This window comes from Streptomyces sp. x-19 (genome assembly GCF_046549115.1).
GTDB classification, from domain to species: Bacteria; Actinomycetota; Actinomycetes; order Streptomycetales; family Streptomycetaceae; genus Streptomyces; species Streptomyces albulus_C.
Map to the genome: position 1 here is coordinate 252,030 of NZ_JAJPWK010000001.1, position 23,379 is coordinate 275,408.

A 23,379-nucleotide genomic window follows, 5' to 3' on the forward strand; every position below is an offset into this window, starting at 1 on the left:
CTCCGCGGTCAGCCGACGGTGATCTCGTTGTAGACCGGAACGCTGAACGGATTGAGCCGCACGTTGCTGATCCGGTCCGAATAGCCGCCGCTGCCGTTCTGGTACCAGAGCGGAATGGACGGCATTTCGCGGGCGAGGATCCGCTCCGCGTCCTGGAATTTCGCCACCGCCTGCCGGGTGTCCGGGGCGGCGTTGGCCTGGTTGACGAGTTTGTCGAATGCGGGGTTGCTGAACTTCCCGTCGTTGGAGGAGGCGTTGGTGTAGTACAGCGGCTGGAGGAAGTTCTGGATCAGCGGGTAGTCCATCTGCCAGCCGGCCCGGAAGGGGCCGGTCAGCTGCCGGGCGCTGATCTGGTTGCGGAAGTCCGCGAAGGTGCCGACCGGATTGCCCACGCACGCCTTGTCGTTCCCCAGCGTCTTGTTGATGCTGTTGCAGACCGCGTCGACCCAGTCCTTGTGCGAGCCGGTGTCGGCGTTGTACGTGATCGTCATCCGGCCGCCGGGGAGTCCGCCGCCGTCCTTGATGAGCTGGCGGGCCTTCGCCGGGTCGAAGACGCAGGCGTCGCCGCAGAGCCCCTCCTTGAAGCCGCCCTTCTCCCCCAGGACCGGCGAGGTCCAGTCGGTGGCCGGGGTGCGGGTGTGCTGGAAGATCGCCTTGGTGATCTGCTGCCGGTCGATCGCCATCGACAGGCCGCGCCGCACCCGTTCCATCCCGGGCTTGCCCCAGTGCGCGTCGTACATCGGGAAGGTGAGGGTCTGGAGGATGCCGGCCGGCTGGTTGAGGTAGCGGTCGCCGAGGTCGGACCGGACGTTCTTCAGCTGGGACGCCGGGATGTCGTCGACCAGGTCGAGGTTGCCGGCCTGCAGGTCGGTGTAGGCGGTCTCGCTGTCGGTGTAGACGCGCAGGTCGATACCGCCGTTCTGGGCCGGGTCGGGACCGGGGTACCGCTTCCACTTCCGCATCTTCAGCACGCTGCCCTTGGTGTAGGAATCCACCAGGTACGGGCCGTTGCCGACGGGTCTCTTCAGCCAGCCGGCGTGGTCGCGGAAGAACGCCTGGGGCAGCGGCATGAACGCCGAATAGCCCAGGGTGTCCGGCCAGCTGGAGAATTTCTGGTTCAGCGTGACGTCGAAGGTCTGGTCGTCCTTCACCTTCAGTCCGGAGAGGGTCTTCGCGGTGGGCTTCCCGTTGTCCGGGTGCACCTTGTCGAAGCCGTCGATGTATTGGAAGAAGGGCGCGTTCTTCTGCTTGTTGTCCAGCAGCGCGCCGTAATTCCAGGCGTCCACGAAGGACTTGGCGGTGACCTTCTCGCCGTCGCTGAAACTCCAGCCGCGTTTGAGGGTCACGGTGTAGTGCTGGGCGTCGGTGGTCTCGATCTTCTCGGCCAGGACGTTCTTGGCCGCGCCGGTCTCGGGGTCGTAGCGCTTGAGGCCGCGCAGCAGCATCTCCAGCACCTTGCCGCCCTGCACCTCGTTGGTGTTGGCCGGCTCCAGCGGATTCTGCGGGTCGCCCCAGGAGGCGCTGACGACGGCGGAGCCGCCCGGCCCGGCGGTCCCGCCCCCGCACCCGGTGGTCACGAGGGCCACCGCCGCCGCGCAGCCGGCCCACTTCGCGCACACCGCTGGGCGCATGGTGCCTCCTTACGGTCCGGACTCCGGGTCACACGTAGTCACGGGGACCACACGTAGCCCACATCAGAGCCCAAACCGTGCCATACCGCACCCCGGCACCGGTCGCCACTGCTCCGAACCCCCGGGAAACCCCTCGGATGACCGACGACGACCGCCGCCGACCGCGCCGTGCGCCCATACGGCGGCGCCCCGCCGGACCGTGTCCGACGGGGCGCCGTGAAGGGCCTGGGTGGCGTCAGCCGTGCTTGGCGCGCGAGGCGGAGCGGCCGCGCTCCTTCTGGTCCAGGACGACCTTGCGGATGCGCACGGCCTCCGGGGTGACCTCGACGCACTCGTCGTCGCGGCAGAACTCCAGGGACTGCTCCAGGGAGAGCTTGCGCGGCGGCACGATCGCCTCGAACGAGTCGGCCGACGAGGACCGCATGTTCGTGAGCTTCTTCTCCTTGGTGATGTTCACGTCCATGTCGTCGGAGCGCGAGTTCTCGCCGACGATCATGCCCTCGTACACCTCGGTGCCGGGGTCGGTGAACAGCACGCCGCGCTCCTGGAGGTTGGTCATCGCGAAGGCGGTGACCGCGCCCGAGCGGTCGGCGACCAGCGAGCCGTTGTTACGGGTCGTCAGGGTGCCGAACCACGGCTCGTGGCCCTCGTGGATGGAGTGCGCGATGCCGGTGCCGCGGGTGTTGGTCAGGAACTCCGTGCGGAAGCCGATCAGACCGCGGGAGGGGACGACGAACTCCATGCGGACCCAGCCCGAGCCGTGGTTGGACATGTTGTCCATCCGGCCCTTGCGGACGCCCATGAGCTGGGTGACGGCACCCATGTGCTCCTCGGGCACGTCGATGGTCATGCGCTCGACGGGCTCGTAGGTCTTGCCGTCGACGTCCTTGGTGACGACCTGCGGCTTGCCGATCGTCATCTCGAAGCCCTCGCGGCGCATCTGCTCGACCAGGATGGCCAGCGCCAGCTCACCGCGGCCCTGCACCTCCCAGGCGTCGGGGCGCTCGGTGTCCAGGACGCGCAGCGAGACGTTACCGATCAGCTCGCGGTCCAGGCGGTCCTTGACCTGGCGGGCGGTGACCTTGCGGTCCTTGACCGCGGCCTTGGCGCTCGCGCCCTTGCCCGTGCCGCCCCGACCGACCAGCGGCGAGGTGTTGGTGCCGATGGTCATGGAGATCGCCGGCTCGTCGACCGTGATCAGCGGCAGCGCGACCGGGTTCTCCGGGTCGGCCAGCGTCTCGCCGATCATGATGTCGGGGATGCCGGCGACGGCGCAGATGTCGCCCGGGCCGGCCTTCTCGGCGGGCTTGCGGGTGAGCGCCTCGGTCATCATCAGCTCGGTGATGCGGACGTTGGCGATGCTGCCGTCCCGCTTGATCCACGCGACGGTCTGGCCCTTGCGCAGCTCGCCCTGCTCGACGCGGAGCAGCGCGATGCGGCCGAGGAAGTTGTCGGCGTCGAGGTTGGTGACGTGCGCCTGGAGCGGCGCGTCCTCCTCGTACGTCGGGGCCGGGACGTGCTCCAGGATGGTGGAGAAGAACGGCTCCAGGTTGGTGCTGTCCGCGGGGACGGTGCCGTCCTCCGGCTTGGTCAGCGACGCGATGCCGTCACGGCCGCAGGCGTAGACGATCGGGAACTCGATCTGGTCCTCGTCGGCGTCCAGGTCGAGGAAGAGGTCGTAGGTCTCGTTGACGACCTCGTCGATCCGGGAGTCCGGGCGGTCGGTCTTGTTGATGCACAGGATGACCGGCATCCGGGCCTGGAGGGCCTTGCGGAGCACGAAGCGGGTCTGCGGGAGCGGACCCTCGGAGGCGTCGACCAGCAGCACGACGGCGTCCACCATCGACAGACCGCGCTCGACCTCACCACCGAAGTCGGCGTGGCCGGGGGTGTCGATGATGTTGATCGTGATGGGCTCCCCGCCGTCCTTGGGGTGATACTTCACCGCCGTGTTCTTGGCGAGGATCGTGATGCCCTTCTCACGCTCCAGATCGTTCGAGTCCATCATGCGGTCGTCGAGGGACTCGGCGGCGTGCGCGGCGAAGGCGCCCGCCTGCTTGAGCATGGCGTCGACGATGGTCGTCTTGCCGTGGTCGACGTGGGCGACGATGGCGACGTTGCGGATGTCGTGACGTGTGGCGGACACGGTGCGGCGCTTCTCCCGGAATCGTGGATGGCGGCGCGTACGGTCCGGTACGCGCGCCCGCCGGGCACAACTACGCCACGGCCTCACCCCATGGTACGGGGCTGTGGCGACATCGGCCGCCCCAGCCCGTACGTAGCGCCTCTGACCTGCGATTTCTTACCGAACTTTAGCTCTGGCGTAGCCGTTACTTCTTGTAACCGACGTCTTGGAAACGCGGCGTGGCAAAGCCGAACGCGCCGATGTTGGCGAGCGTCTTGCGGGTGGCCACCAGCTCCGGCCGTTGGTAGAGCGGGATCGACCCGGCGGCGGCCCAGATCCGGGCGTCGGCCTGCTCGACCAGGGTGCGCGAGGCGTCCCCGTCCAGCTCCGAGGCGGCCTGGTCGAAGAGCTGGTCGATGTGGTCGGTGCCGACCCGGCTGTAGTTCTGTTCGACGGTCAGCGAACCGTCCGCGGCCGGCTGCGGCTTGGCGAAGATCGGCCGGGCGTCGGTCGCCGGGAAGGCGGTGCCGGGCCAGGAGTACAGCGCCAGGTCGAAGTCGCCGGAGGCGATGTGGTCCTTGAAGTAGCTGGCGTCCGGGACCCGCTGGATCGCGGTCTGCACCCCGATCCGGTTCAGCATCCCGGCGATCCGCCGGCCCACGGTGCGCAGCTGCTCGGAGCCGGGCCCGTCGGGGAGGACGAGGCGCAGCGCCAGCGGGCGGCCGTCCTTCTTGAGCACCGGCGCCCGGCCGGGCGCCCGCCCCGCGGCCGCCTCCGGCGAGTGCCCGGTGCCGGCCTGCAGGGCGCGGAACGGGCTGTTGGCCGTGCGCAGCGCGGCGTGGCCGGCGGCCGCCCCGGGCAGGTGCGGGGCCTGCCCGGTCTCGATCAGCTCGGCGGCGCCCAGCGCCTGCGCGGCCCGCTTCTTGTACCGCCGGTACTTGCCGTACGCCGGGGAGCCGGTGTCCCCGGCGGCCGCCGCCCGCTCCTCGGCGGCCTCGGCCTTGTACAGGGCCGCGCTCTGCCGCAGCAGGGCGGCCTGCTGGACCTCGGAGCCGACCGCCCCGGCGAAGGACAGCGGCGCCTCGGCGGCGGCCGGACGGGCGCCGTCCCGGTCCGCGCCCGCGCCCGGCCGGTGCGGGTTGCGGCCGTCCGACTCGGCGTCGCCGGACTGGTCCGCGGCGGTGCCGTCCCCGGGCTCGTCCGCCCGCGGGTCCTCGGCGTACCCGTCGTCGCCGTCGTCGGACCGGTCCGGCGTGACCGCGCGGCCGGCGCCGGCCTGCTCCTCCGCGGGCCGCGGTGCGGAGCCGCCGGAGAGCTTCCAGCCGGCGTCGGCGAGCAGCTTCTTGGCCGCCCCCGCGTCCGCCTCGCCGATCGCGTCGCTGTGGTCCTCGTAGCCGTGCTGCCCGGCCATCAGCAGGTGGTTGCCGAGCGGCTGGGCGGGCAGGTCCAGCGGCTTGAGGACGGAGTCGGCGAGTGCCTGCCGGTCGATGGCGCGGGCCACCGCGCGGCGCACCCGCTGGTCGGCGAGCGGCCCGGCGCTGCCGTTGAGGGCGAGCTGGGTGTACGCGGGCTCCAGGGCCTTGCGGACGACGTAGCCGCCCAGTGCGGACTTCCGGGCGGCGGTCCGGGCGTTCTCGGCCTTGGCGTCCACGCCCTTGGCGGTGGCCGGCGCGGCGGCCTGGGCGACCTGCTTGGCGGCGCCCTGGTCGACCGCGGCGACGTCGATCGTCCCGGCGGCCAGCGCCCCGGACCGCTTGTCCCGGGGCAGCGCCGTCAGCACCAGCTTGTCGAGCTTGGCCCGGTCGCCCCACCAGGTGGGGTTGCGGACCAGCGTGACGGTGCCGCGGTCGGCGTCCCGCTTGCGCACCAGGAACGGGCCCGCGCCGACCGGGAGCTTCTCCCGCGCCGCGTCGTTGAAGGCGTCGGCCTTCCCCATCACGCCCTTGGGGTAGAGCGGCGTGAAGAGCGACTGCCAGTCGGCGTACGGCCGGGCGAAGGTGACCTTGACCTGGTGCGGTTTGGCGCCGGCCTCGACCTTGGCGATCCGGTCATAGCCGGCGTTGCGGGCGGTCCAGTACGCGTTGTCCTTGCCGCGCAGCGCGTTCCACTGGGCGAGGAAGTCCGCGGCGCCGATCGGCCGGCCGTCGCTCCACCGCGCCTTGGGGTTGAGCTGGTAGGTGACGACCTGTCGGGGCTCGCGGGCGCTGACGTCGGCCGCGCCGAGGTAGTCGGCGTTGCGCTGGGGGTGGCCGCTCGCGTCGAGCGTGAACAGGCTGGGCAGGACGGCGCCGGTGACCCGGGTGGTGGCCGCGTCCGCGTCGCTCTGGAAGGCGTTGAAGGTGCTGGGCAGCGCGTCGATCGCCCACCGGACCGTGCCGCCGTCCTTGACCATCCCCCGCGGGGCCGGTGCGATGTCCTGGGACTGGGCGACGGAGGGCGCGGTGTCGCCCTGGCTGCAACCGGCCAGGACCGGCAACGGGAGCAGCGCCCCCACCGCGACGAGCGCGGCGCAGCGGCGCCTCCGGCACACCGCGCCGCCTGGGCTGACGTGGTCGGTCATGACTGTTCCCTCCGGCTCGCCCGCGCCGCGCCGAGCCGCAGTAACACGTCCGGCCGACTTTGCGGCTCATCACATCTATGGGCTCCCTACTGAAGGTGACCGTCCGCTTCCTGACGGACCGACACGTCGACGGGTCCGGCGAAGGCCACCCGCCCGGCCCAATGCCGGCTCGGCCGGCCGACGGACCCGGTGGCGCACCGCCCGCCCCGTACGCCTCAACGGCGTCCCCGGTCGCACCGGAGTTCGACGCTCCGTGTCCTGCGGCGGGTCCGGAACGCACCGGTTCGAGTCGTAGTGGTGCCTGCCCCCTTCCCAAGCCCTACTGTGACGCGCGACACTCTCGGGCGCATGAGATCGCCCACCACACGTCACGAAGTGAGGGCATGTGATGTCCGTACAGGACGACTTGACGGCGGTTGAACGCAGCCTGGACGCCCTCGTCCAGGCGGTCGGAAAGCTTCAGGCACGGATCGGCGGCGGGCTGGAGGTCCGTCGGGTCCGCAGCGACACGGACCACCTCCGGGAGAGCCTGGCGCTGCTCAAGGAGGGCCTCGCCGGCGCGCCGCCCGGCCGGCCCGCCGCGGCCGACGACGAGATGGTGCCGATTCCGGACACCCCCTACAACTCTGCGCTGTGGACGGACGCCGAGGACGAGGGCCTGGGCGCCAAGGACCGGCACGCGCCGTAAGGACGGAGACGTAACGTTGGCCACTGGCATCGAACCCGCACCGCAATCGGGCCCGACCGGCGTGCACGATGCCTCGCGCGCCGCCATCCCCGCCCGCCACCTGCGCACCGACCGCTGGTGGCTGGCGCCGGCCGGCACCGCCGCCGGACTGCTCGCGTTCGTCGTCTACTCGACCTGGCGGGCGTTCGCGAACGCCGACTACTACCACGCGCCGTACGTGTCGCCGTTCTACTCGCCGTGCCTGGCGCAGAACTGCCACACGATGCGCGGGGGTCCCAACTGGGAGCTGTTCGGCAGCTGGTGGGGCCTGTCCCCGGCCCTGCTGATCCTGATCTTCCCGCTGGGTTTCCGGCTGACCTGCTACTACTACCGCAAGGCGTACTACCGTGGCTTCTGGGCCTCCCCGCCGGCCTGCGCGGTCGCCGAACCGCACAAGAAGTACACCGGCGAGACCCGCTTCCCCCTGATCCTGCAGAACGTCCACCGCTACTTCTTCTACTTCGCGGTGCTGGTCGCCGGCATCCTCACCTACGACACCGTGCTGACCTTCCGCGACGACCACTACCGCTGGGGCCACATGGGCCTGGGGTCGCTGGTCTTCCTCGCCAACATCGTGCTGATCTGGGCCTACACCCTCTCCTGCCACTCCTGCCGGCACATCGTCGGCGGCCGGCTGCGGCACTTCTCCAAGCATCCGGTGCGGTACCGGATGTGGGGCTGGGTCAGCAAGCTCAACGCCCGTCACATGCTGCTCGCCTGGTCCTCGTTGATCAGCGTGGCGGTGGCGGACTTCTACGTCTTCCTCCTGGCCAGCGGGGCGTTCGCGGACCCGCGCTTCTTCTGACGCACGACGTCCGCGGGCTTCCGGGGTCCCCGAGGGCCCGGAGGGAACCGAAGAAACCGAAGAGATCCGAGGGAAGGTGTGCCACTGATGGCGCATGTGGACCGGCAGACCTGGGACGTGGTCGTGGTGGGCGCGGGCGGCGCCGGGCTGCGCGCCGCCATCGAGGCCCGCGAGGCGGGCATGCGGACGGCGGTGATCTGCAAGTCCCTGTTCGGCAAGGCCCATACGGTGATGGCCGAGGGCGGCATCGCGGCCAGTATGGGCAACGCCAACGAGCACGACACCTGGCAGGTGCACTTCCGGGACACCATGCGCGGCGGGAAGTTCCTCAACCAGTGGCGGATGGCCGAGCTGCACGCCCGCGAGGCCCCGGACCGGGTCTGGGAGTTGGAGACCTGGGGCGCGCTCTTCGACCGCACCGCGGACGGCCGGATCTCCCAGCGCAACTTCGGTGGCCACGAGTACCCGCGGCTGGCGCACGTCGGCGACCGCACCGGCCTGGAGCTGATCCGCACCCTCCAACAGAAGATCGTCTCGCTCCAGCAGGAGGACGAGCGGGTCTCCGGCTCGTACGAGGAGGGCCTGAAGGTCTTCCAGGAGTGCACCGTCACCCGCGTCCTGACTACCGACGGGCAGGTCGCCGGCGTCTTCTGCTACGACCGGGAGTCGGGCCGCTTCTTCGTGCTGGAGGCGCCGGCCGTGGTGCTGGCCACCGGCGGCATCGGCAAGTCCTTCAAGGTCACCTCGAACTCCTGGGAGTACACCGGTGACGGCCACGCGCTGGCCCTGCTGGCCGGCGCACCGCTGATCAACATGGAGTTCGTCCAGTTCCATCCGACCGGGATGGTCTGGCCGCCGTCGGTCAAGGGCATCCTCGTCACCGAGTCGGTGCGCGGCGACGGCGGGGTGCTGCGCAACAGCGACGGCAAGCGGTTCATGTTCGACTACGTCCCGGATGTCTTCAAGGAGAAGTACGCCGAGTCCGAGGCCGAGGGCGACCGCTGGTACGAGGACCCCGACCGCAACCGCCGCCCGCCCGAGCTGCTGCCCCGCGACGAGGTGGCGCGGGCCATCAACGCCGAGGTCAAGGCGGGCCGCGGCTCCCCGCACGGCGGGGTCTTCCTGGACGTCTCGACGCGCATGCCGGCCGAGGTCATCACCCGTCGACTGCCGTCCATGCACCACCAGTTCAAGGAGCTGGCGGACGTGGACATCACCGCCGAACCGATGGAGGTCGGCCCGACCTGCCACTACGTGATGGGCGGGGTGGAGGTGGACCCGGACACCGCGGCGGCGACCGGGGTGCCGGGCCTGTTCGCCGCCGGCGAGGTGGCCGGCGGCATGCACGGTTCGAACCGGCTGGGCGGCAACTCCCTGTCCGACCTGTTGGTCTTCGGGCGCCGCGCGGGGCTGTACGCGGCCGAGTACGTCGGCGGGCTGCGCGCCCGGCCGGTCCCCGAACCGCGCGGGATCGACGCCGCCGAGGCGGAGGCGCTGCGCCCGTTCAGCGCCGAGGAGGGCGGCGGCCCGGCCGAGAACCCGTACACCCTGCACCAGGAGCTCCAGCAGTCGATGAACGACCTGGTCGGCATCATCCGCCGGGAGGGCGAGATGGCCGAGGCACTGGAACGGTTGGCGAAGCTGCGGGCGCGGGCCCGCCGGGCGGGCGTGGAGGGCCACCGGCAGTACAACCCGGGCTGGCACCTCTCCCTCGACCTGCGCAACATGCTGCTGGTCAGCGAGTGCGTGGCACGGGCGGCCCTGGAGCGCACGGAGAGCCGGGGCGGGCACACCCGGGACGACCATCCGCAGATGGACCGGCGCTGGCGCAACGTCAACCTGGTCTGCCTGCTCGCCGACGACCGGGACGCGGCGGGCGATCCGGACCCGGCGCTGGGGCAGATCCGGCTCTCCCGCCGCGAGACCCCGCCGATCCGCCGCGACCTGTTGGAACTCTTCGACAAGGACGAGCTGGTGAAGTACCTGACGGACGAGGAGCTGAGCCGGTGAGCGAGCGGCAGGCGGAACAGCGTTCCGGCGCCTACCAGGCGCACTTCCGGGTGTGGCGGGGCGACGCGGACGGCGGCGCGCTGGAGGACTTCCGGGTGGAGGTGAACGAGGGCGAGGTGGTGCTCGACATCATCCACCGCCTCCAGGCGACCCAGGCGCCGGACCTCGCGGTCCGTTGGAACTGCAAGGCCGGCAAGTGCGGTTCGTGCAGCGCGGAGATCAACGGTCGACCGCGGCTGATGTGCATGACCCGGATGTCGGTCTTCGCCCGCACCGAGACCCTCACCGTCACCCCGATGCGGACCTTCCCGGTCCTGCGCGACCTGGTCACCGACGTCTCCTTCAACTACACCAAGGCGCGCCAGGTGCCGTCGTTCGTCCCGCCCGCCGAACTGGGACCGGGCGAGTACCGGATGCGGCAGGAGGACGTGAACCGGTCGCAGGAGTTCCGCAAGTGCATCGAGTGCTTCCTGTGCCAGGACACCTGCCACGTCGTCCGGGACCACGAGGAGAACAAGGCGGCCTTCGCCGGCCCGCGGTTCCTGATGCGGATCGCCGAGCTGGACATGCACCCGCTGGACGCCGCGCCGGCCCGCGGACTGGACCGCAAGGTCAGCGCGCAGGACGAGCACGGGCTCGGCTACTGCAACATCACCAAGTGCTGCACGGAGGTCTGCCCGGAGAACATCAAGATCACCGACAATGCGCTGATCCCGCTGAAGGAGCGCGCGGCGGACCGCAAGTACGACCCTCTGGTGTGGCTCGGGAACAAGATCCGACGGCGGACGGAATGACCCACCTGACGCCCAACTAGCCCTAGATACAGCATTTCTGATGCTGCATCACATGGCTGAAAACCTCCTTACGGTGGATTCGAACAGCCGCGGTATAAGAGCGGAATGAATCTTCCGAAAATGAACCGACGGCGGGTCCTGGCCGGCCTGAGCACCGTCCCGCTGGCCGCCGCGGCCGGCTTCCCCGCGCTGGCCCAGGACCGCCCCGCCCGACCGACCGAGGCCCCCGGCGACCGTCGCACCACCCTGCTGCGCGGCGCGGACCTGGTCCTCACCATGGACCCCCACGTGGGCAAGGGCACGCTCGGGCAGCTGGAGAACGGCGTCGACGTGCTGCTGAAGGACGGGACCGTCGCCGCCGTGGGCCGCGGCCTGACCGCGCCGGCCGGCGCCCGGGTGCTCGACACCCGCGGCAAGATCGTGCTGCCCGGCTTCGTCGACCTGCACAACCACCTGTGGCAGTCCAGCATCCGCGGCGGCTGTTCGAACGAGGACCTCTACGGCTGGCTGAGCGACTGCAACCGCGTCACGCTCCCCAAGATCGGCCCGCAGGACATGTACCGCTTCGTCCACCTGGCCGCGCTCGACGCCCTCCAGGCGGGCGTCACCACCCTCGTCGACTGGGTGCACCCGGTCCCGTACGACACCAGCGCGCGCTACATCAAGGCGCTGGACGACTCCGGGCTGCGCTTCGTCTACGCCTCGACGCAGAGCGCCGCCGACGCCCACCTCATCCCGAAGATCAAGAAGGACTTCCTGGACCCGCTGCCGCTGGCCTCCGTCCAGGTCTCCGCGCACGCCGGGATGGGCCAGATCAAGGAGCTGCGCGCGCTGTACGAGGTCGCCCGCGACCTGGGCGTGATGTTCAACTCGCACGTCCTGGAGAACAAGGGCGACCGCGCCGACGACCCGATCCGCTCACTGCGCGAGATCGACGCGTTCGGCCCGAAGCTGCTGATGAACCACGCGATCCACCTCACCGACGAGGAGATCGCACTGACCGGCGAGCACGACGTGCGGATCGCCCACTGTCCGCTGAGCAACATGCGGCTGGCGTCCGGGATCTGCCCGCTGCCGGCGTTCCACCAGCAGGGCGTCAAGGCCGGCCTCGGCCACGACGGCGGGACCAACGACACCTCGGACATGTTCAACGTGATGAAGGCGGCCGTCGGTCTCCAACGGGCCCGCCACGAGGACGCCGCCATCCACCCGACCCTCCCTGCGGTGCTCCGGATGGCGACGCTGGGCGGCGCGGAGGCCATCGGCATGGCGGACCGGGTCGGTTCGCTGACCCCGGGCAAGCGGGCCGACGTCGTCGTCCTCGACCCCGGCACGCTCAACTTCGCCCCGCGCTTCGACTGGACCAGCCAGATCGTCCTCAACGGCCAGCCGCCGAACGTCAGCGAGGTCTTCGTCGACGGCCACCTGCGCAAGTCGCAGGGCGAACTGCTGCACGTCGACACCGAACGCGTCGTCCGCGAGGCCGAACTGGCCGCCGCGCACCTCCGCGACGCCTGACCGCACCACCACACCCGGGTCCGTCCACCCGGGTCCCCGGGGCCGCCCGCCGCGCACCCCGGGCCACGCCCCTCAGAACAGGCTCAGCAGAGCCTCCGCCGGGTCCACCGGCGCCGCATCGCCGTCCGGCAGCGCGAGTTCGTACCAGACGGTCTTGCCGCGCGGGGTGCGCCGGCTCCCCCAGCGTTCGCTCAGCAGGCCGACGAGTTGCAGACCGCGGCCGCCCTCGTCGGTGTCCCGGGCCCGCCGCCGCCGCGGCTGGGCCAGATCGGCGTCCCAGACCTCGCAGACCAGCGTCCGGTCCAGCAGCAGCCGCAGCCGGATCTCCCCGTGCCCGTGCCGCAGGGCGTTCGTCACCAACTCGCTGACCAGCAGCTCGGTGGTGTCGACCAGGGCCTGCAGTCCCCAGTCGGTCAGCTGGTCACGGGCCAGCTCCCGGGCCCGGGCCACCGAACGCGGCTCCGGCGCCAGGCTCCAGTCGCCCACCGCGTCCTTGGGCAGCCCGTGCACCCGGGCCATCAGCAGCGCGATGTCGTCCTCGCCGTGCGAGGTGTCCAGGGCGGACAGGACGTGGTCGCAGACGTCCTCCAGCGGCCGGTCGGCGTCCGAGAGCGCACGGCGGAACGCCTGCAGCCCCTCGTCCAGCGGATGGTGCCGGGACTCCACCAGGCCGTCGGTGTACAGCGCGAGCAGCGCGCCGTCCGGCACCTCGACCTCGATCTCCTCGAACGGCTCGCCGCCGACGCCCAGCGGCATCCCCGGCGGGACGTCCAGCAGCAGCGCCTCCTCACCCTCCTCGACCAGCACCGGCGGCAGGTGGCCCGCGTTGGCGAACGTGCACACCCGGGTGATCGGGTCGTAGACGGCGTAGACGCAGGTGGCGAGGTAGACCTCGGAGAGGTCGGCGGTGCGGGCCGAACGGTTCTGGGGCCCGCCGGCCGGGGCACCCGAGCGGCTGCGGGCGGTGCGCGCCATGGCCCCCCGGTCGCCGCTGCCGCCCAGCCCCCGGGCGATCTCGTCCAGTGCGCCCAGGACCTCGGCCGGCTCCAGGTCCAGCAGCGCCAACGTGCGCACCGCGGTGCGCAGTTCACCCATCGCCACCGCGGCGCGCAGGCCCCGGCCCATGACGTCGCCGACCACCAACGCGGTGCGGTGTCCGGGGAGTTCGATCACGTCGAACCAGTCGCCGCCGACCTCGGTCGCGGTGGTGCCGGGCAGGTAGCGACAGGCGATGTCGAGGCCGGCCGCCTCCGGGTCGCCGGGCGGCAGCAGGCTGCGCTGCAGTATCAGCGCGCGCTCGTGCTCCCGGCGGTACAGGCGGGCGTTGTCGATGCAGACCGCGGCCCGGGCGGCCAGCTCCACCGCCAGCGCGGTGTCCCGCTCGCCGAACGGTTCGCTGCCCTTCGTGCGGGAGAACCGCACCAGGCCGACGACGGTGTCCCGGGCGACCATCGGCACCGCGAGGGTGGAGTGCACCACCGCGCCCAGCTCCGGGCCCTCGTCGCCCTCCCGGCCGGGGACGATCTGCGCCTGGGCGGTCCGCAGGGCGGCCGCGCACGGGGAGTTGAAGGGGTAGCGGTGGACCGCGCCGACGGTGACCGGGTCCTCCTCGGGAGCGCCGCCGGGCAGCGGCACGTCGGAGACCGCGCTGGCGAAGGCGACCCGCCGCAGCTCCGCGCTGCCGTCGCTCATCCCCGGCTGCTCCTCGTCGCCGGCCAGCAGTCCCTGGTAGAGGTCGACCGACGCCAGGTCGCAGAACTGCGGGACGGCCACGTCGAGCAGGGTGCGGGCGGTGGTCTCCAGGTCCAGGGAGTTGCCTATCCGGGCACCGGCCTCGTTGAGCAGCGCGAGGTTGCGGCGGGCGTTGGCGGCCTCGCGTTCGGCGCGGCGGCGGCCGGTGACGTCGGAGGCGAGCGCGGCGACGCCGATCGGGCGGCCGCTGGCGCCGTGCAGCCGGTAGAGCGAGATCGACCAGCGGCGGCGGTCCTCCTCGCCGGGGACGTGGCCGACGAGTTGCAGTTCGCTGACCGGTTCGCCGGTCTCCAGGACACGACGCAGCGCGGCGGTCATCCGCTCGGCCTCGGGGCGGGGCAGGAAGTCGTGCGGGGTGCCGCCCCGGTACTTGCTGGGCGGGCCGCCGAAGACGGTGGCGAAGCGCTCGTTGACCCGCAGCAGCTTCAGGTCGGTGCCGAACAGGGTGAAGCCCATGGGGGATTGACCGAAAACGGCCTGCGCGGCGGCGAGGTCGGTCTCGATCCCGCGCAGCGCCCGGACGTCGACGACCAGGCAGACCGCGCCGCGTTCGCCGTCCTCGTTCTCGGCCGGCATCACGTAGATCTCGGCGAGCCCGTCCACCGCGCCGTCCGTCTCCCGGCGGTAGGGCACCAGCCCCGTCCACTCCCGCCCGTCGAGGATCTCGGACACCTTGCGGCGGCCGGTCTCGCGGAACTCCCGGGGGACGAACGCCTCGACGGGGTCCTTGCCGAGGGCGTGGCGGGCGGGGATGCCGAGCATCTGCTCGGCGCGCTCGCTCCACTGGTCGATGCGCCCGTCGGGGCCGAGCGAGAAGGAGGCGACCTTGATGTAGTCGTAGATCGATCCGGGCCGACTGCTCTGCCACACGGGCGTGCCTTCCGGCTCGCGGGCATGGCGATGGCCGCTCCGCTCCGCCGGACCGTACGTGCCGCCCCGGCCACCGTTCTGCGCAGGTACCACCCCGCCAGATGACTTCTCGCTCACGAGCCCCGTCCCCTCCAGCTCATCGTGCCCGGACCGGACCTGCCGAGTATTCCAGCACCTCGGCTATCCGGAACACGGTCTTCACGATCACAGCACAGTCTCGATCGCAGGCCATCTACAAAATGTCGATGAAATGGCAACGATCAGGACCCCTCATGACTCTTAACCAGCCACCGACAGCTCGAACCACACTGTCTTGCCGCTCTTTCCCTGCCGGGTCCCCCAGCGCCGCGAGGTGTGCGCGACGAGTTGGAGTCCGCGTCCGCCCTCGTCATCGGGGGTGGCGGTGCGTGTCCGCGGCGGATCGGGCAGCGGATCGGAGACCTCGACGAGCAGCGCCCCGGCCCCCAACAGCACCATGCGCACGCCGATGGGACCGCTGGCGTACCGCAGGGAGTTGGTGACGAGCTCGCTGACCAGCAACACGGCGACGTCCGCGGCGCCGTTCAACCCCCAGTCGGCGAGCACCTGACGGACCATGGTGCGGGCGGTGCGCACCGCGCCGGGGTCCGCCGGGAAGCTCCATTCGGCGCTCGGTGCACCGGACGTCTTGCCGCGCCTGCGGACATCGGGGGGACCGGGCTCCGGGACCTCTGCCGCTGCGCTGTCGCTCACGCCGATCACTTCCCAGGCCGAGGGGTCCCCCGTCGTACCCGGCCCCGTCGAATGGGGCCAATCAGGACATACCCGATATCGAGCGGCAAGTACCGCCTTCAACCGTGCACTGTGGAATAAATGGCGCATCTCGGAGCAATACCCAGGAAGGGTGGGCACACCCGGCGAGCGGGCGGACATGAGCGACCGGTGGGCGCGAAAGCGCCACCCGCGCCCACCGGGGGCGCACACCGACCGCCGGGCCCCGCCCTCACAGCCGCGCGCCCGGGATCCCGACCGCCGGCCTGGAGCCCAACCGCCGCATCACCTCGGCGACCGCCGGGCGGTCCTGGTCGAGCCAGTCGACCTCGCGCTCCTCGCCCGGGCGCAGCCACCGCAGCTCGTCGTGGTCCTGGAGCGGCTCCGGCCGGCCGGAGACCAGCCGGGCGGTCCACACCTGGAGCACGTAGCCGGGGCGCAGCACCCACTCGCCCGGGATCCGCTCCACGGGTGCGGCGTCGACCCCCAGCTCCTCGTGCAGCTCCCGGACCAACGCCTGCTCCGGCGTCTCGCCGTCCTCCACCTTGCCGCCGGGCAGTTCCCAGCGGCCGGCCAGCGCGGGCGGCGCGCTCCGCCGGGCGGCCAGCAACCGGCCCCGCTCGCACACCGCACCGCCCACCACTACGCGCACCGTCGTCATGCGCGGCAGCCTACGTCCCCCGCTCGCCTCCCGCTCCCCGCTCCGCTCCCGTCACCGACTTCCTCACACCGCGCCCTGGCCGACCCGCTCCACCGCGTAGAGCCGCTGATTGCCGCGGGTGTCGAGGCGGTCGGCGACCCGCTCCGCCTCCGCTCGGGTGGCATAGCGACCGACGCGATAGCGGTTGCCGCCTTCGTCCTGGCGGATGACGAGCCAGGGCAAGGCGGTCTCGTTCTCCGTCATTGCGCCCCTCCGTCCGCCGTGCAGCGCGCCGCGGCGCGCCCCTCCTGTGCTGATGCCGAAATCGCAATCCGCATATGCCCGAGCCTACGCCCGACCTTTACGCACCGGATATGGATTTACACAAAGAGACACCGAACCGGCCACCCGCGGGGACCTGGAAGACCAGGTTCGGCCCGCGGGTGGCCGGTTCGGCCCGAGGAACTCGGGCGGTCGTACGGGGCGGCAGGGGCCGCGAACGGTCGCTCAGGCGCCGGTGGGAGCCTTCTCGCCGGTCGCCTCGCCGCCGGCCTCGGCCGCCGCCATCTCGGCCTCGACCGCGACCAGCGAGGGGTTGCGCCAGGCGCTGCGCACGCCCCAGAAGTAGAAGGCCAGGGCGATCACCGCGACCACCACGAGGTCGAGGCCCGGCGGCAGGTAGCCCTTGCCGCCGAACTCCTTGCCGCCGAGGTAGGAGACGGTCGCCATGACGAGCAGGTAGATCACCATCCAGGCACCGGCCTTCAGGTGCGGCAGCAGCTCCCGCAGCGGGCTGCGGCCCTGCTTCCACGGCCGGCCGATCTCGTACCACGCCCAGACCGGCAGCCCGACGGCCATGATCAAGATGACCTTGCCGGTCAGCGGCCACTTGCCCCAGTACAGGACCAGCGAGCCGAAGATCATCGCGATCGGGGCGATCACCGGCATGGCACGCAGCTTCACCGGCCGCTTCATCTGCGGCGACAGCCGGCGCAGGCCCATCACGGCGACCGGACCGGTGATGTACGAGATGACGGTCGCGACCGAGACGACCTCGGCGAGCGAGCCCCAGCCGCGGAAGACCGCGAGGAACAGGAACGCGACGCCGAGGTTGAGCACCAGCGCCGGACGCGGGATGCCGGTCTTCGCGTCCACCTTGCCGAAGATGCCCGGCAGGTGGCCGTTCTCCTGGACGCCCTGGATCATGCGCGAGGTGGTGGCGGCGTAGATCATGCCGGTGCCGGACGGCGAGACGAACGCGTCCGCGTACAGCAGCAGCGCCAGCCAGTTCAGGCCCCAGGCGAGCCCCAGCTCGGCGAGCGGGGAGTGGTAGGAGAGGCCGCCCCAGCCCTTGCTCAGGTCCCCGCCGGGCACCGCGAAGAGGAAGGCGACCTGCAGCGCGAGGTAGATGACCAGCGCGATGACGATCGAGAAGGCGACGGCCTTGGGCAGCGAACGGCCCGGGTTGCGCGCCTCGCCGGCGAGGTTCAGCGGCGACTGGAAGCCGTTGTAGGCCCACACGATGCCGGAGAGCGCCACGCAGCTGAGGACCGCGCTCCAGCCGTTCGGGGCGAAGCCGCCCGCGCGCTCGATGTTGCCGGTGTCGAAGTGGGACAGGATCAGCGCGCCCGCGGTGAGGATCGGCACGACGACCTTGAAGACCGTGATCGCGGTGTTGGTCTTGGCGAACAACGAGACCGCGAACCAGTTCATGAAGAAGTAGAAGACCAGCAGGACGCTGGCGATCGCGACGCCGGAGCCGGTGAGCTCCTTGCCGTCGAAGAGCGCCTTGGCCCAGCCGAAGTCCCAGCTGCTCATGTACTGGACGGAGGCGGTGGCCTCACCCGGGATCACCGAGACGATGGCGATCCAGTTGGCCCAGGCCGCCAGGTAGCCGGCGAGCGAGCCGTGCGAGTACTGGCCGTAGCGGACCATGCCGCCGGCCTTGGGGAACATCGAGCCGAGCTCGGTGTAGGTCAGCGCGATGGTCAGCGCGACGACCGCGCCGATGACCCAGGCGAGGATCGCGGCCGGACCGGCGATGGCGGCGGCCCGCTCGGCCCCGAACAGCCAGCCGGAACCGATGATCGACCCGAGACCAGTGGCGGTCAGGGCGATGGTCCCGAGGGACCGACGGTAATTCGAATGCGAACCCTGCTCCGCACTCGTTGTCTTCGTCGTGCTCACGTGCTGGTCTCCTGGTCTTCCCCCGTGCCGTGCACAAACTTCGCCATCGTATGAGCGAATCCGAAGATCCGGTTCCCACACCGGCCAAAAAATCCCGCCCAGTTGAGCCTCTGTGAGGTTTCCAACACCGATATTCGGACGACATAGGTAACGAAACCGGCCTAAACGGGACGCGCATCTCGGCCGAATTTCGCACCACCGGACCCTACGAATCCCGCAGGATTCCCCTACGCGGCGTCGACTTGACGAGCACGGGGAGTTCGCGACACGCCTACTTCACCGGAAGGTGGTAGGCGATGCGGTGCCGCGCCGCGAGCGCGATCACGTCCGCCGTCTCGACCGGCCGGCCGCCCGCGAAGTACGTCCGCGAGATGACCAGCACGGCGTGCCCCGGCACCCCGCCCAGCGCCATCGCCTCTTCCGCCAGTCCGGGGCGCGCCCCGACCTCCTCGACGACGTTGTCCACCACCACGTCGATGGCGGCCATCCGCTCGACCACCCCGCGCCCGGCCAGCGGACCCTCCTCCGGCAGCATCACCGGCGTCCGCCCGGTGATCTCCAGCGGCTCCCAGGAGGTCGAGAGCATCGACGGCTCACCCTCGGCGCGGAAGACGTAGCGCGTGCGCATCACGCGGGCGCCCACCGGGACGCGCAGCCGCGCCGCCACCACCGAACCGGCCGGCTCCTGCTCGCTGTTGGACTCCCAGGTGCCCCGCACGCGCTCGTCCGTCTGCTCCTGACGGAACGGCGTGCAGCCGCGGGTCTGGAAGCCGCCGCGGGCGATCCGGCGCGGCACCGGCTGCTCCCGCACGTACGTCCCCGACCCGGACCGGCCCTCCACCAGGCCCTCGGCCATCAGGACCTTGCGCGCCTCCAGGGCGACGGTGTCCGAGACGCCGTACTCCTCGCGGATGCGGGCCTGGGAAGGGAGGCGGGTGTGCGGGGCCAGCACCCCGTCGACGATCTTCTGGCGCAGGTCGCCGGCGACGCGGAGGTACGCGGGCTGCTCACCGAAAGGCACGTGCCCCTCCCAACAGCTTGACAGTCAGCAACAGCGTGACAACCGCGTGTTGCCGACCGCAACCCAAGACCTGAGTTTCACCCAAAGTAATGAACGCAGTTCAGCCACCACTCGCGCCACGCAGTGGCCGTACTGAAACAAGCGTTCCACCACGTTCCGTGTCCGTCCGTGTCACGATCGTCACCGAGCAGAAAGGGGCCGCGATGCCGACCGAGAACGCCGCCGTCAGCTCCCTCCGCCCGATGCCCGACGACTGGCAGCGGGCGCTGGCCGTCGTGGCCCACCCCGACGACCTCGAATACGGCGCCGCGGCGGCCATCGCCGAATGGACCGAGGCCGGCCGCGACGTCCGCTACCTGCTGGTCACCCGCGGTGAGGCCGGCATCGACGGCCTCGCGCCGCCCGCGTGCGCCGCGGTCCGCGAGGCCGAACAGCGCGCCTCCGCGGCCCACGTCGGCGTCCACACCGTCGAGTTCCTGACAGGCCATCAGGACGGCGTCATCGAGGCCGGCCTGCCGCTCCGCCGCGACCTGGCCGCGGCGGTCCGCCGGCACCGCCCCGAACTCCTGATCACCCTCAACCACCGCGACACCTGGTTCGGCACCCAGTGGAACACCCCCGACCACCGGGTGGTCGGCCGCGCCGTCCTCGACGCCGCGGGCGACGCCGCCAACCGCTGGATCTTCCCCGAACTCGCCGACGCCGAGGGCCTGGCCCCCTGGTCCGGCGTCCGCTGGACCGCCGTGGCCGGCTCGCCCCGCCCCACCCACGCCGTCGAGGTGGGCCCCGGCATCACCCGCGCCGTCGCCTCACTCGCCGCCCACGCCACCTACATCCGGGCCCTCACCACCCCCGACCAGGACCCCCACGCCTACGCCCGCGCCTTCATCGACCGCTCGCTGCGCACCGGCGCCACCCGCCACCGCGGCCGCCCGGCCACGCTGTTCGAGGTGTTCCCGCAGTAGGCGGGCCACCCGCACCGATCCCGCCCCCTCAGCTCACCCAGCCTGCCAGGCAACCATGTCGTACCATCAACACCCCGTCTCCGACGGTCACTTATCACCGTAAGGCGGTTCCCATTACAGGAAGCGGGACACCCCCTGCGTCCCCGCCGCCCACGCCCCCGTCGGGGGACGGCGGACAGGCCGGCCCCTCGGGCCACGACCCCGCGCCGGCCAGACGGGACCAGCACCGTCCGCCCGCCCCCTCGCTCCTCGACGACCTGGTCGACGGCGTGATGCCGGAAGCCGCGGACCCCGACCGCCGTCGCCGGAACCGCAAGGTCCTCATCAGGCTTTCCTGGACGGTCCTGGCGGCGCTCGTCGCGCTCGTCGCGACGAAGGGCACCGACTGGCTGACCTCGGAGCACGACGCACGGGTCACCAGCGAGGCCGACGACAAGGCCGACCGCGCCGGCCCGGCGTTCTCGGCATCCGTGCGCCTGAACGCCCAATACCCCGAGGCCCGGATCTTCGACGCGCCGTTCTCCCCCCAGGACAAGAAGACCCTCCTCGCGATGCAGCCCAAGGGCGACCCGCTCACCCCCTTCTACGCGGCACACCACGCCCGGGGCGTCTCGTTCACCGACGTCCACCACCCGGCCATGAAAGTCGCCTCGCCCGGGTACTCGGAGGAGTGGCTCGTGGACCTCCTCAGCGACCGGAAGGCGAGCCTGGTCGTCACGGACCTGCGCATCAAGGGCCTCACCTGCACACCCGCCAAGGCCACCACGGTCATCTCGGTACGCGGACAGGCGGGCGGCAGCTACGAGGGCATGCTCTTCGACCTGGCCCGCTCCCCCTCCACCCCGCTCATCACCGGGGACGAGGAACAGCACTACGGAGAGCCGTTCTTCAAGTACAAGAAGATCGACCTCGGCAACGGCGCGGCCCCCGAAGGACTCCGCGTCCAGGTCACCTCCGGCACCCAGGACTGCTCCTGGAAGGCGTTCGAGACCCACTACGTCGACGCCGACGCGAACGGCGAACACACCCAGGACATCACCAACAACGGCAAGGACTTCACCGTCCACGGCCTCTCCGCCCACCCCCAACAAGCCTTCGAGGTCCGCTCCTACGGCCCCTTCGTCCACGAATGCAGGATTCTCGGCGGCGGGCGGTTGGGGTGTTGAGCTGGCGACGCGCTTCGTCCGCCGTCTGCGGCCACGCACGAAAACGCACACCGGTAACGGAGGGCTGCCCGGTGGCAGGGCGCGCGGGACAGCCAGCCCCGCGCGGCGTCGCCCGACTCACAGACCGTGCTCGTCCATCAAGCGCAGCAGGTTCCGCTTGCGCCTCTGGGCGGTGCGCAAGGCGGTCACGTACCCGGTGAACTCCTCCGGCGATCCCAGGCGGCGGTGGCAGTCCCGGATACTCAGCAACAGGCTGACGAGCTCCTCGTAGACGTTGTTGCCGGTCCGCTTGGTCAACGGCTCCGCCAGGCGCAGGTAGACGCCGAGCGCGTCGGCGGGGCGGGTGGCACGGGCCCGGTCCGCCAGGGAGAGCCACTGCCGGTCATGGGCGCCGGTCTCGGTGGCGGCCTGCCAGGCGGCGTCGACGTCCTTGTCGTCGAGCAGGACGTCGACCAGGACCGGGCTGCCGTATCCGCCCCGTTTCCGCTGTCCCGCGTCGGCCCTCAGCAGGGCCAACGCGCCCTCGCGCTCGGCCGGCCAGCGTGCCGCTGCCCGGGCGGCGGCACGCAACTGTTGGTACGTGAGCAGGGTGCGGTGGGCACCGAAGTGGTCGCGGCGCAGGGCGACGGCGTCGACGAGCCGATCCGCTCGCGCGTAGCGGTCACAGAGGTAGTCGACCAGAGCGGTGTCGACGTCAGCGAGGTCCCGAGCCTCCCGAATACCGCGTTCCGCCCAGCCCAGAGCCTCGTCGGGGCGCCGGGCGGTGTCCAGCTCGCGGGCGATGACCAGGTGCGTGTGGCCGTCTGGCGCGAGGTCGGCCGCATGCACGGCGATCACGGCGTCGACGTCGCCGCCCGCCTTGGCCAGGCGCTCCATCAGGTACTTCTCCGCCCAGCCACGGCGGTTGCCCTGCCACGCCTCGACCGCCAGCTTCCGCAGGAGAGCCGTCCCCTCTGCACCGAGAACGTCCTCGTAGTCGAGCGGATCGACGTCGGTGAGGCCGTCGCCCAACTCGCCGAGCGCATGGCCGACGAGCCAGCTCGCGAGCTCTCCCGGGTCCGGGCGCGCCGCACGACACGCGTCGAGGTGGGCGTCGACGAGACCGGCTCCCACCTGGCCGAGCCATCCGTCGGAGTCGTCGATGCACTCCACCGCCTGTGCCAGCAGTTCCATCGCCTCCCGCGCCAGGACGATCGCATCCGCCGCCCGTCCGGAGCCGGTGAGCGCGCCGATGGCCGACACCGCCTGCCCGGCCTGATCCGCGTACGCGCGGGCATCGGCGTACTCGACGTACCCGTACTGTGCGAACGGGCCGATGTCGAGCAGGTCACGGATACGGGCCCGGACCACGGACAGGTCCCCGCGGGCGCTCGCGGCCCGCAGTTCCAGGCGGCGGCGCAACTGCCGGTCCTCGCCGAGCAGTTCCTGCACCAGAGCGAGCAACTCGCCTTTGGAACGGGCCGACAGCCACCCGTCGAGGTCCTGCGCCCGGTTCCGCGCCGCCTTCCGCTGCCGCGGCAGGCTCTCCTGCCGGGCGAGCACCGTCAGGCCGAGGGCGACCAGGTGCTTGCAGAAGTTGCCTTCAAGGCCGTACGGGCAGTCGCACTCGCCGGACAGCCCGCCGGTCCCGTCCAGGACCAACTCCACCTCGTACCGCTCCGTGCCGTGGACGCTCGCGCCGATCCAGCCGTCACCGACCTCGACCCCGGACACCGCATCCACGTACCCGCGCCCACGCTCGAAGGAACGGTCACCGGCCAACGCCTTGAGGTCCGCCTCGGTGAGGTCGCGCATGGTCTTCTTCACCCTGCCCCTGCCCGGACTCCACTACGGCCACCAGCTTATGACCGCCGGACAG

General features: G+C 71.3%; 17 protein-coding genes. 7 read left to right on the top strand and 10 right to left on the bottom strand.

The window, feature by feature from the left end; all coding sequences use genetic code 11:
- Positions 1-8: 8 nt before the first annotated feature.
- From ACLJT4_RS01150 to ACLJT4_RS01160, 3 genes are all read right to left on the bottom strand, one after another.
- Positions 9-1,631 (bottom strand): ABC transporter substrate-binding protein, encoded by a 1,623-nt coding sequence (locus ACLJT4_RS01150; protein WP_411120558.1) that lies wholly within the window; start codon positions 1,629-1,631, stop codon positions 9-11.
- 235 nt (positions 1,632-1,866) lie between these two features.
- Entirely contained in the window at positions 1,867-3,777 is a 1,911-nt protein-coding gene (gene typA, locus ACLJT4_RS01155; RefSeq protein WP_411120559.1) for a translational GTPase TypA, read from the bottom strand.
- 184 nt (positions 3,778-3,961) lie between these two features.
- Complete coding sequence (locus ACLJT4_RS01160) at positions 3,962-6,316, bottom strand: ABC transporter family substrate-binding protein (RefSeq protein ID WP_411120560.1); 2,355 nt, start codon at positions 6,314-6,316, stop codon at positions 3,962-3,964.
- 388 nt (positions 6,317-6,704) lie between these two features.
- Here ACLJT4_RS01160 and ACLJT4_RS01165 point away from each other — a divergent pair, with 388 nt between their 5' ends.
- The 5 genes from ACLJT4_RS01165 to ACLJT4_RS01185 all read left to right on the top strand — a co-directional run bounded on the left by ACLJT4_RS01165 (position 6,705) and on the right by ACLJT4_RS01185 (position 12,170).
- Entirely contained in the window at positions 6,705-7,004 is a 300-nt protein-coding gene (locus ACLJT4_RS01165) for a hypothetical protein (RefSeq protein WP_411120561.1), read from the top strand.
- Positions 7,005-7,020: 16 nt separating this feature from the next.
- Positions 7,021-7,848 (top strand): hypothetical protein, encoded by an 828-nt coding sequence (locus ACLJT4_RS01170; protein WP_411120562.1) that lies wholly within the window; start codon positions 7,021-7,023, stop codon positions 7,846-7,848.
- 87 nt (positions 7,849-7,935) lie between these two features.
- Positions 7,936-9,858, top strand: a complete 1,923-nt coding sequence (locus ACLJT4_RS01175) for a fumarate reductase/succinate dehydrogenase flavoprotein subunit (protein WP_411120563.1) — start codon at positions 7,936-7,938, stop codon at positions 9,856-9,858.
- Positions 9,855-10,652 (top strand): succinate dehydrogenase/fumarate reductase iron-sulfur subunit, encoded by a 798-nt coding sequence (locus ACLJT4_RS01180; RefSeq protein WP_411120564.1) that lies wholly within the window; start codon positions 9,855-9,857, stop codon positions 10,650-10,652. Before ACLJT4_RS01175 ends, ACLJT4_RS01180 begins: the two co-directional genes overlap by 4 nt.
- Positions 10,653-10,772: 120 nt before the next feature.
- Complete coding sequence (locus ACLJT4_RS01185; RefSeq protein ID WP_411120565.1) at positions 10,773-12,170, top strand: amidohydrolase family protein; 1,398 nt, start codon at positions 10,773-10,775, stop codon at positions 12,168-12,170.
- A 72-nt stretch (positions 12,171-12,242) separates the two neighbouring features.
- Here ACLJT4_RS01185 and ACLJT4_RS01190 read toward each other — a convergent pair whose 3' ends face one another.
- The 6 genes from ACLJT4_RS01190 to ACLJT4_RS01215 form a co-directional block, all read right to left on the bottom strand.
- The gene (locus ACLJT4_RS01190) at positions 12,243-14,792 is read right to left on the bottom strand and encodes a SpoIIE family protein phosphatase (protein WP_016572755.1); all 2,550 of its coding nucleotides are present in this window, start codon (positions 14,790-14,792) and stop codon (positions 12,243-12,245) included.
- Positions 14,793-15,071: 279 nt separating this feature from the next.
- Complete coding sequence (locus ACLJT4_RS01195) at positions 15,072-15,533, bottom strand: ATP-binding protein (protein ID WP_016572756.1); 462 nt, start codon at positions 15,531-15,533, stop codon at positions 15,072-15,074.
- 241 nt (positions 15,534-15,774) lie between these two features.
- A complete protein-coding gene (locus tag ACLJT4_RS01200) occupies positions 15,775-16,203 on the bottom strand; it encodes a (deoxy)nucleoside triphosphate pyrophosphohydrolase (RefSeq protein ID WP_037810643.1) in 429 nt (142 codons plus the stop codon).
- A 63-nt stretch (positions 16,204-16,266) separates the two neighbouring features.
- Entirely contained in the window at positions 16,267-16,446 is a 180-nt protein-coding gene (locus ACLJT4_RS01205; protein ID WP_016572758.1) for an SPOR domain-containing protein, read from the bottom strand.
- 243 nt (positions 16,447-16,689) lie between these two features.
- Complete coding sequence (locus ACLJT4_RS01210; RefSeq protein WP_411120566.1) at positions 16,690-18,369, bottom strand: APC family permease; 1,680 nt, start codon at positions 18,367-18,369, stop codon at positions 16,690-16,692.
- A gap of 271 nt (positions 18,370-18,640) precedes the next feature.
- Positions 18,641-19,390, bottom strand: a complete 750-nt coding sequence (locus ACLJT4_RS01215) for a GntR family transcriptional regulator (RefSeq protein ID WP_411120567.1) — start codon at positions 19,388-19,390, stop codon at positions 18,641-18,643.
- A 203-nt stretch (positions 19,391-19,593) separates the two neighbouring features.
- Between ACLJT4_RS01215 and ACLJT4_RS01220 the strand changes: the two genes are divergently transcribed.
- Together ACLJT4_RS01220 and ACLJT4_RS01225 are read left to right on the top strand one after the other, a co-directional pair.
- Entirely contained in the window at positions 19,594-20,355 is a 762-nt protein-coding gene (locus tag ACLJT4_RS01220; RefSeq protein WP_411120568.1) for a PIG-L deacetylase family protein, read from the top strand.
- A 272-nt stretch (positions 20,356-20,627) separates the two neighbouring features.
- Positions 20,628-21,521 (top strand): hypothetical protein, encoded by an 894-nt coding sequence (locus tag ACLJT4_RS01225; RefSeq protein WP_411120569.1) that lies wholly within the window; start codon positions 20,628-20,630, stop codon positions 21,519-21,521.
- Between the two features lie 117 nt (positions 21,522-21,638).
- Here ACLJT4_RS01225 and ACLJT4_RS01230 read toward each other — a convergent pair whose 3' ends face one another.
- Positions 21,639-23,315 (bottom strand): SWIM zinc finger domain-containing protein, encoded by a 1,677-nt coding sequence (locus ACLJT4_RS01230; protein WP_411121056.1) that lies wholly within the window; start codon positions 23,313-23,315, stop codon positions 21,639-21,641.
- Positions 23,316-23,379 lie beyond the last annotated feature (64 nt).

Bases quoted from the DNA above. Each gene is read 5' to 3' on its own strand.
- ACLJT4_RS01220 (WP_411120568.1), top strand. From the start codon at position 19,594: ATGCCGACCGAGAACGCCGCCGTCAGCTCCCTCCGCCCGATGCCCGAC.
- ACLJT4_RS01150 (WP_411120558.1), bottom strand. From the start codon at position 1,631: ATGCGCCCAGCGGTGTGCGCGAAGTGGGCCGGCTGCGCGGCGGCGGTG.
- ACLJT4_RS01175 (WP_411120563.1), top strand. From the start codon at position 7,936: ATGGCGCATGTGGACCGGCAGACCTGGGACGTGGTCGTGGTGGGCGCG.
- ACLJT4_RS01165 (WP_411120561.1), top strand. From the start codon at position 6,705: ATGTCCGTACAGGACGACTTGACGGCGGTTGAACGCAGCCTGGACGCC.
- ACLJT4_RS01160 (WP_411120560.1), bottom strand. From the start codon at position 6,316: ATGACCGACCACGTCAGCCCAGGCGGCGCGGTGTGCCGGAGGCGCCGC.
- ACLJT4_RS01205 (WP_016572758.1), bottom strand. From the start codon at position 16,446: ATGACGGAGAACGAGACCGCCTTGCCCTGGCTCGTCATCCGCCAGGAC.
- ACLJT4_RS01225 (WP_411120569.1), top strand. From the start codon at position 20,628: ATGCCGGAAGCCGCGGACCCCGACCGCCGTCGCCGGAACCGCAAGGTC.
- ACLJT4_RS01185 (WP_411120565.1), top strand. From the start codon at position 10,773: ATGAACCGACGGCGGGTCCTGGCCGGCCTGAGCACCGTCCCGCTGGCC.
- ACLJT4_RS01200 (WP_037810643.1), bottom strand. From the start codon at position 16,203: ATGACGACGGTGCGCGTAGTGGTGGGCGGTGCGGTGTGCGAGCGGGGC.
- ACLJT4_RS01230 (WP_411121056.1), bottom strand. From the start codon at position 23,315: ATGCGCGACCTCACCGAGGCGGACCTCAAGGCGTTGGCCGGTGACCGT.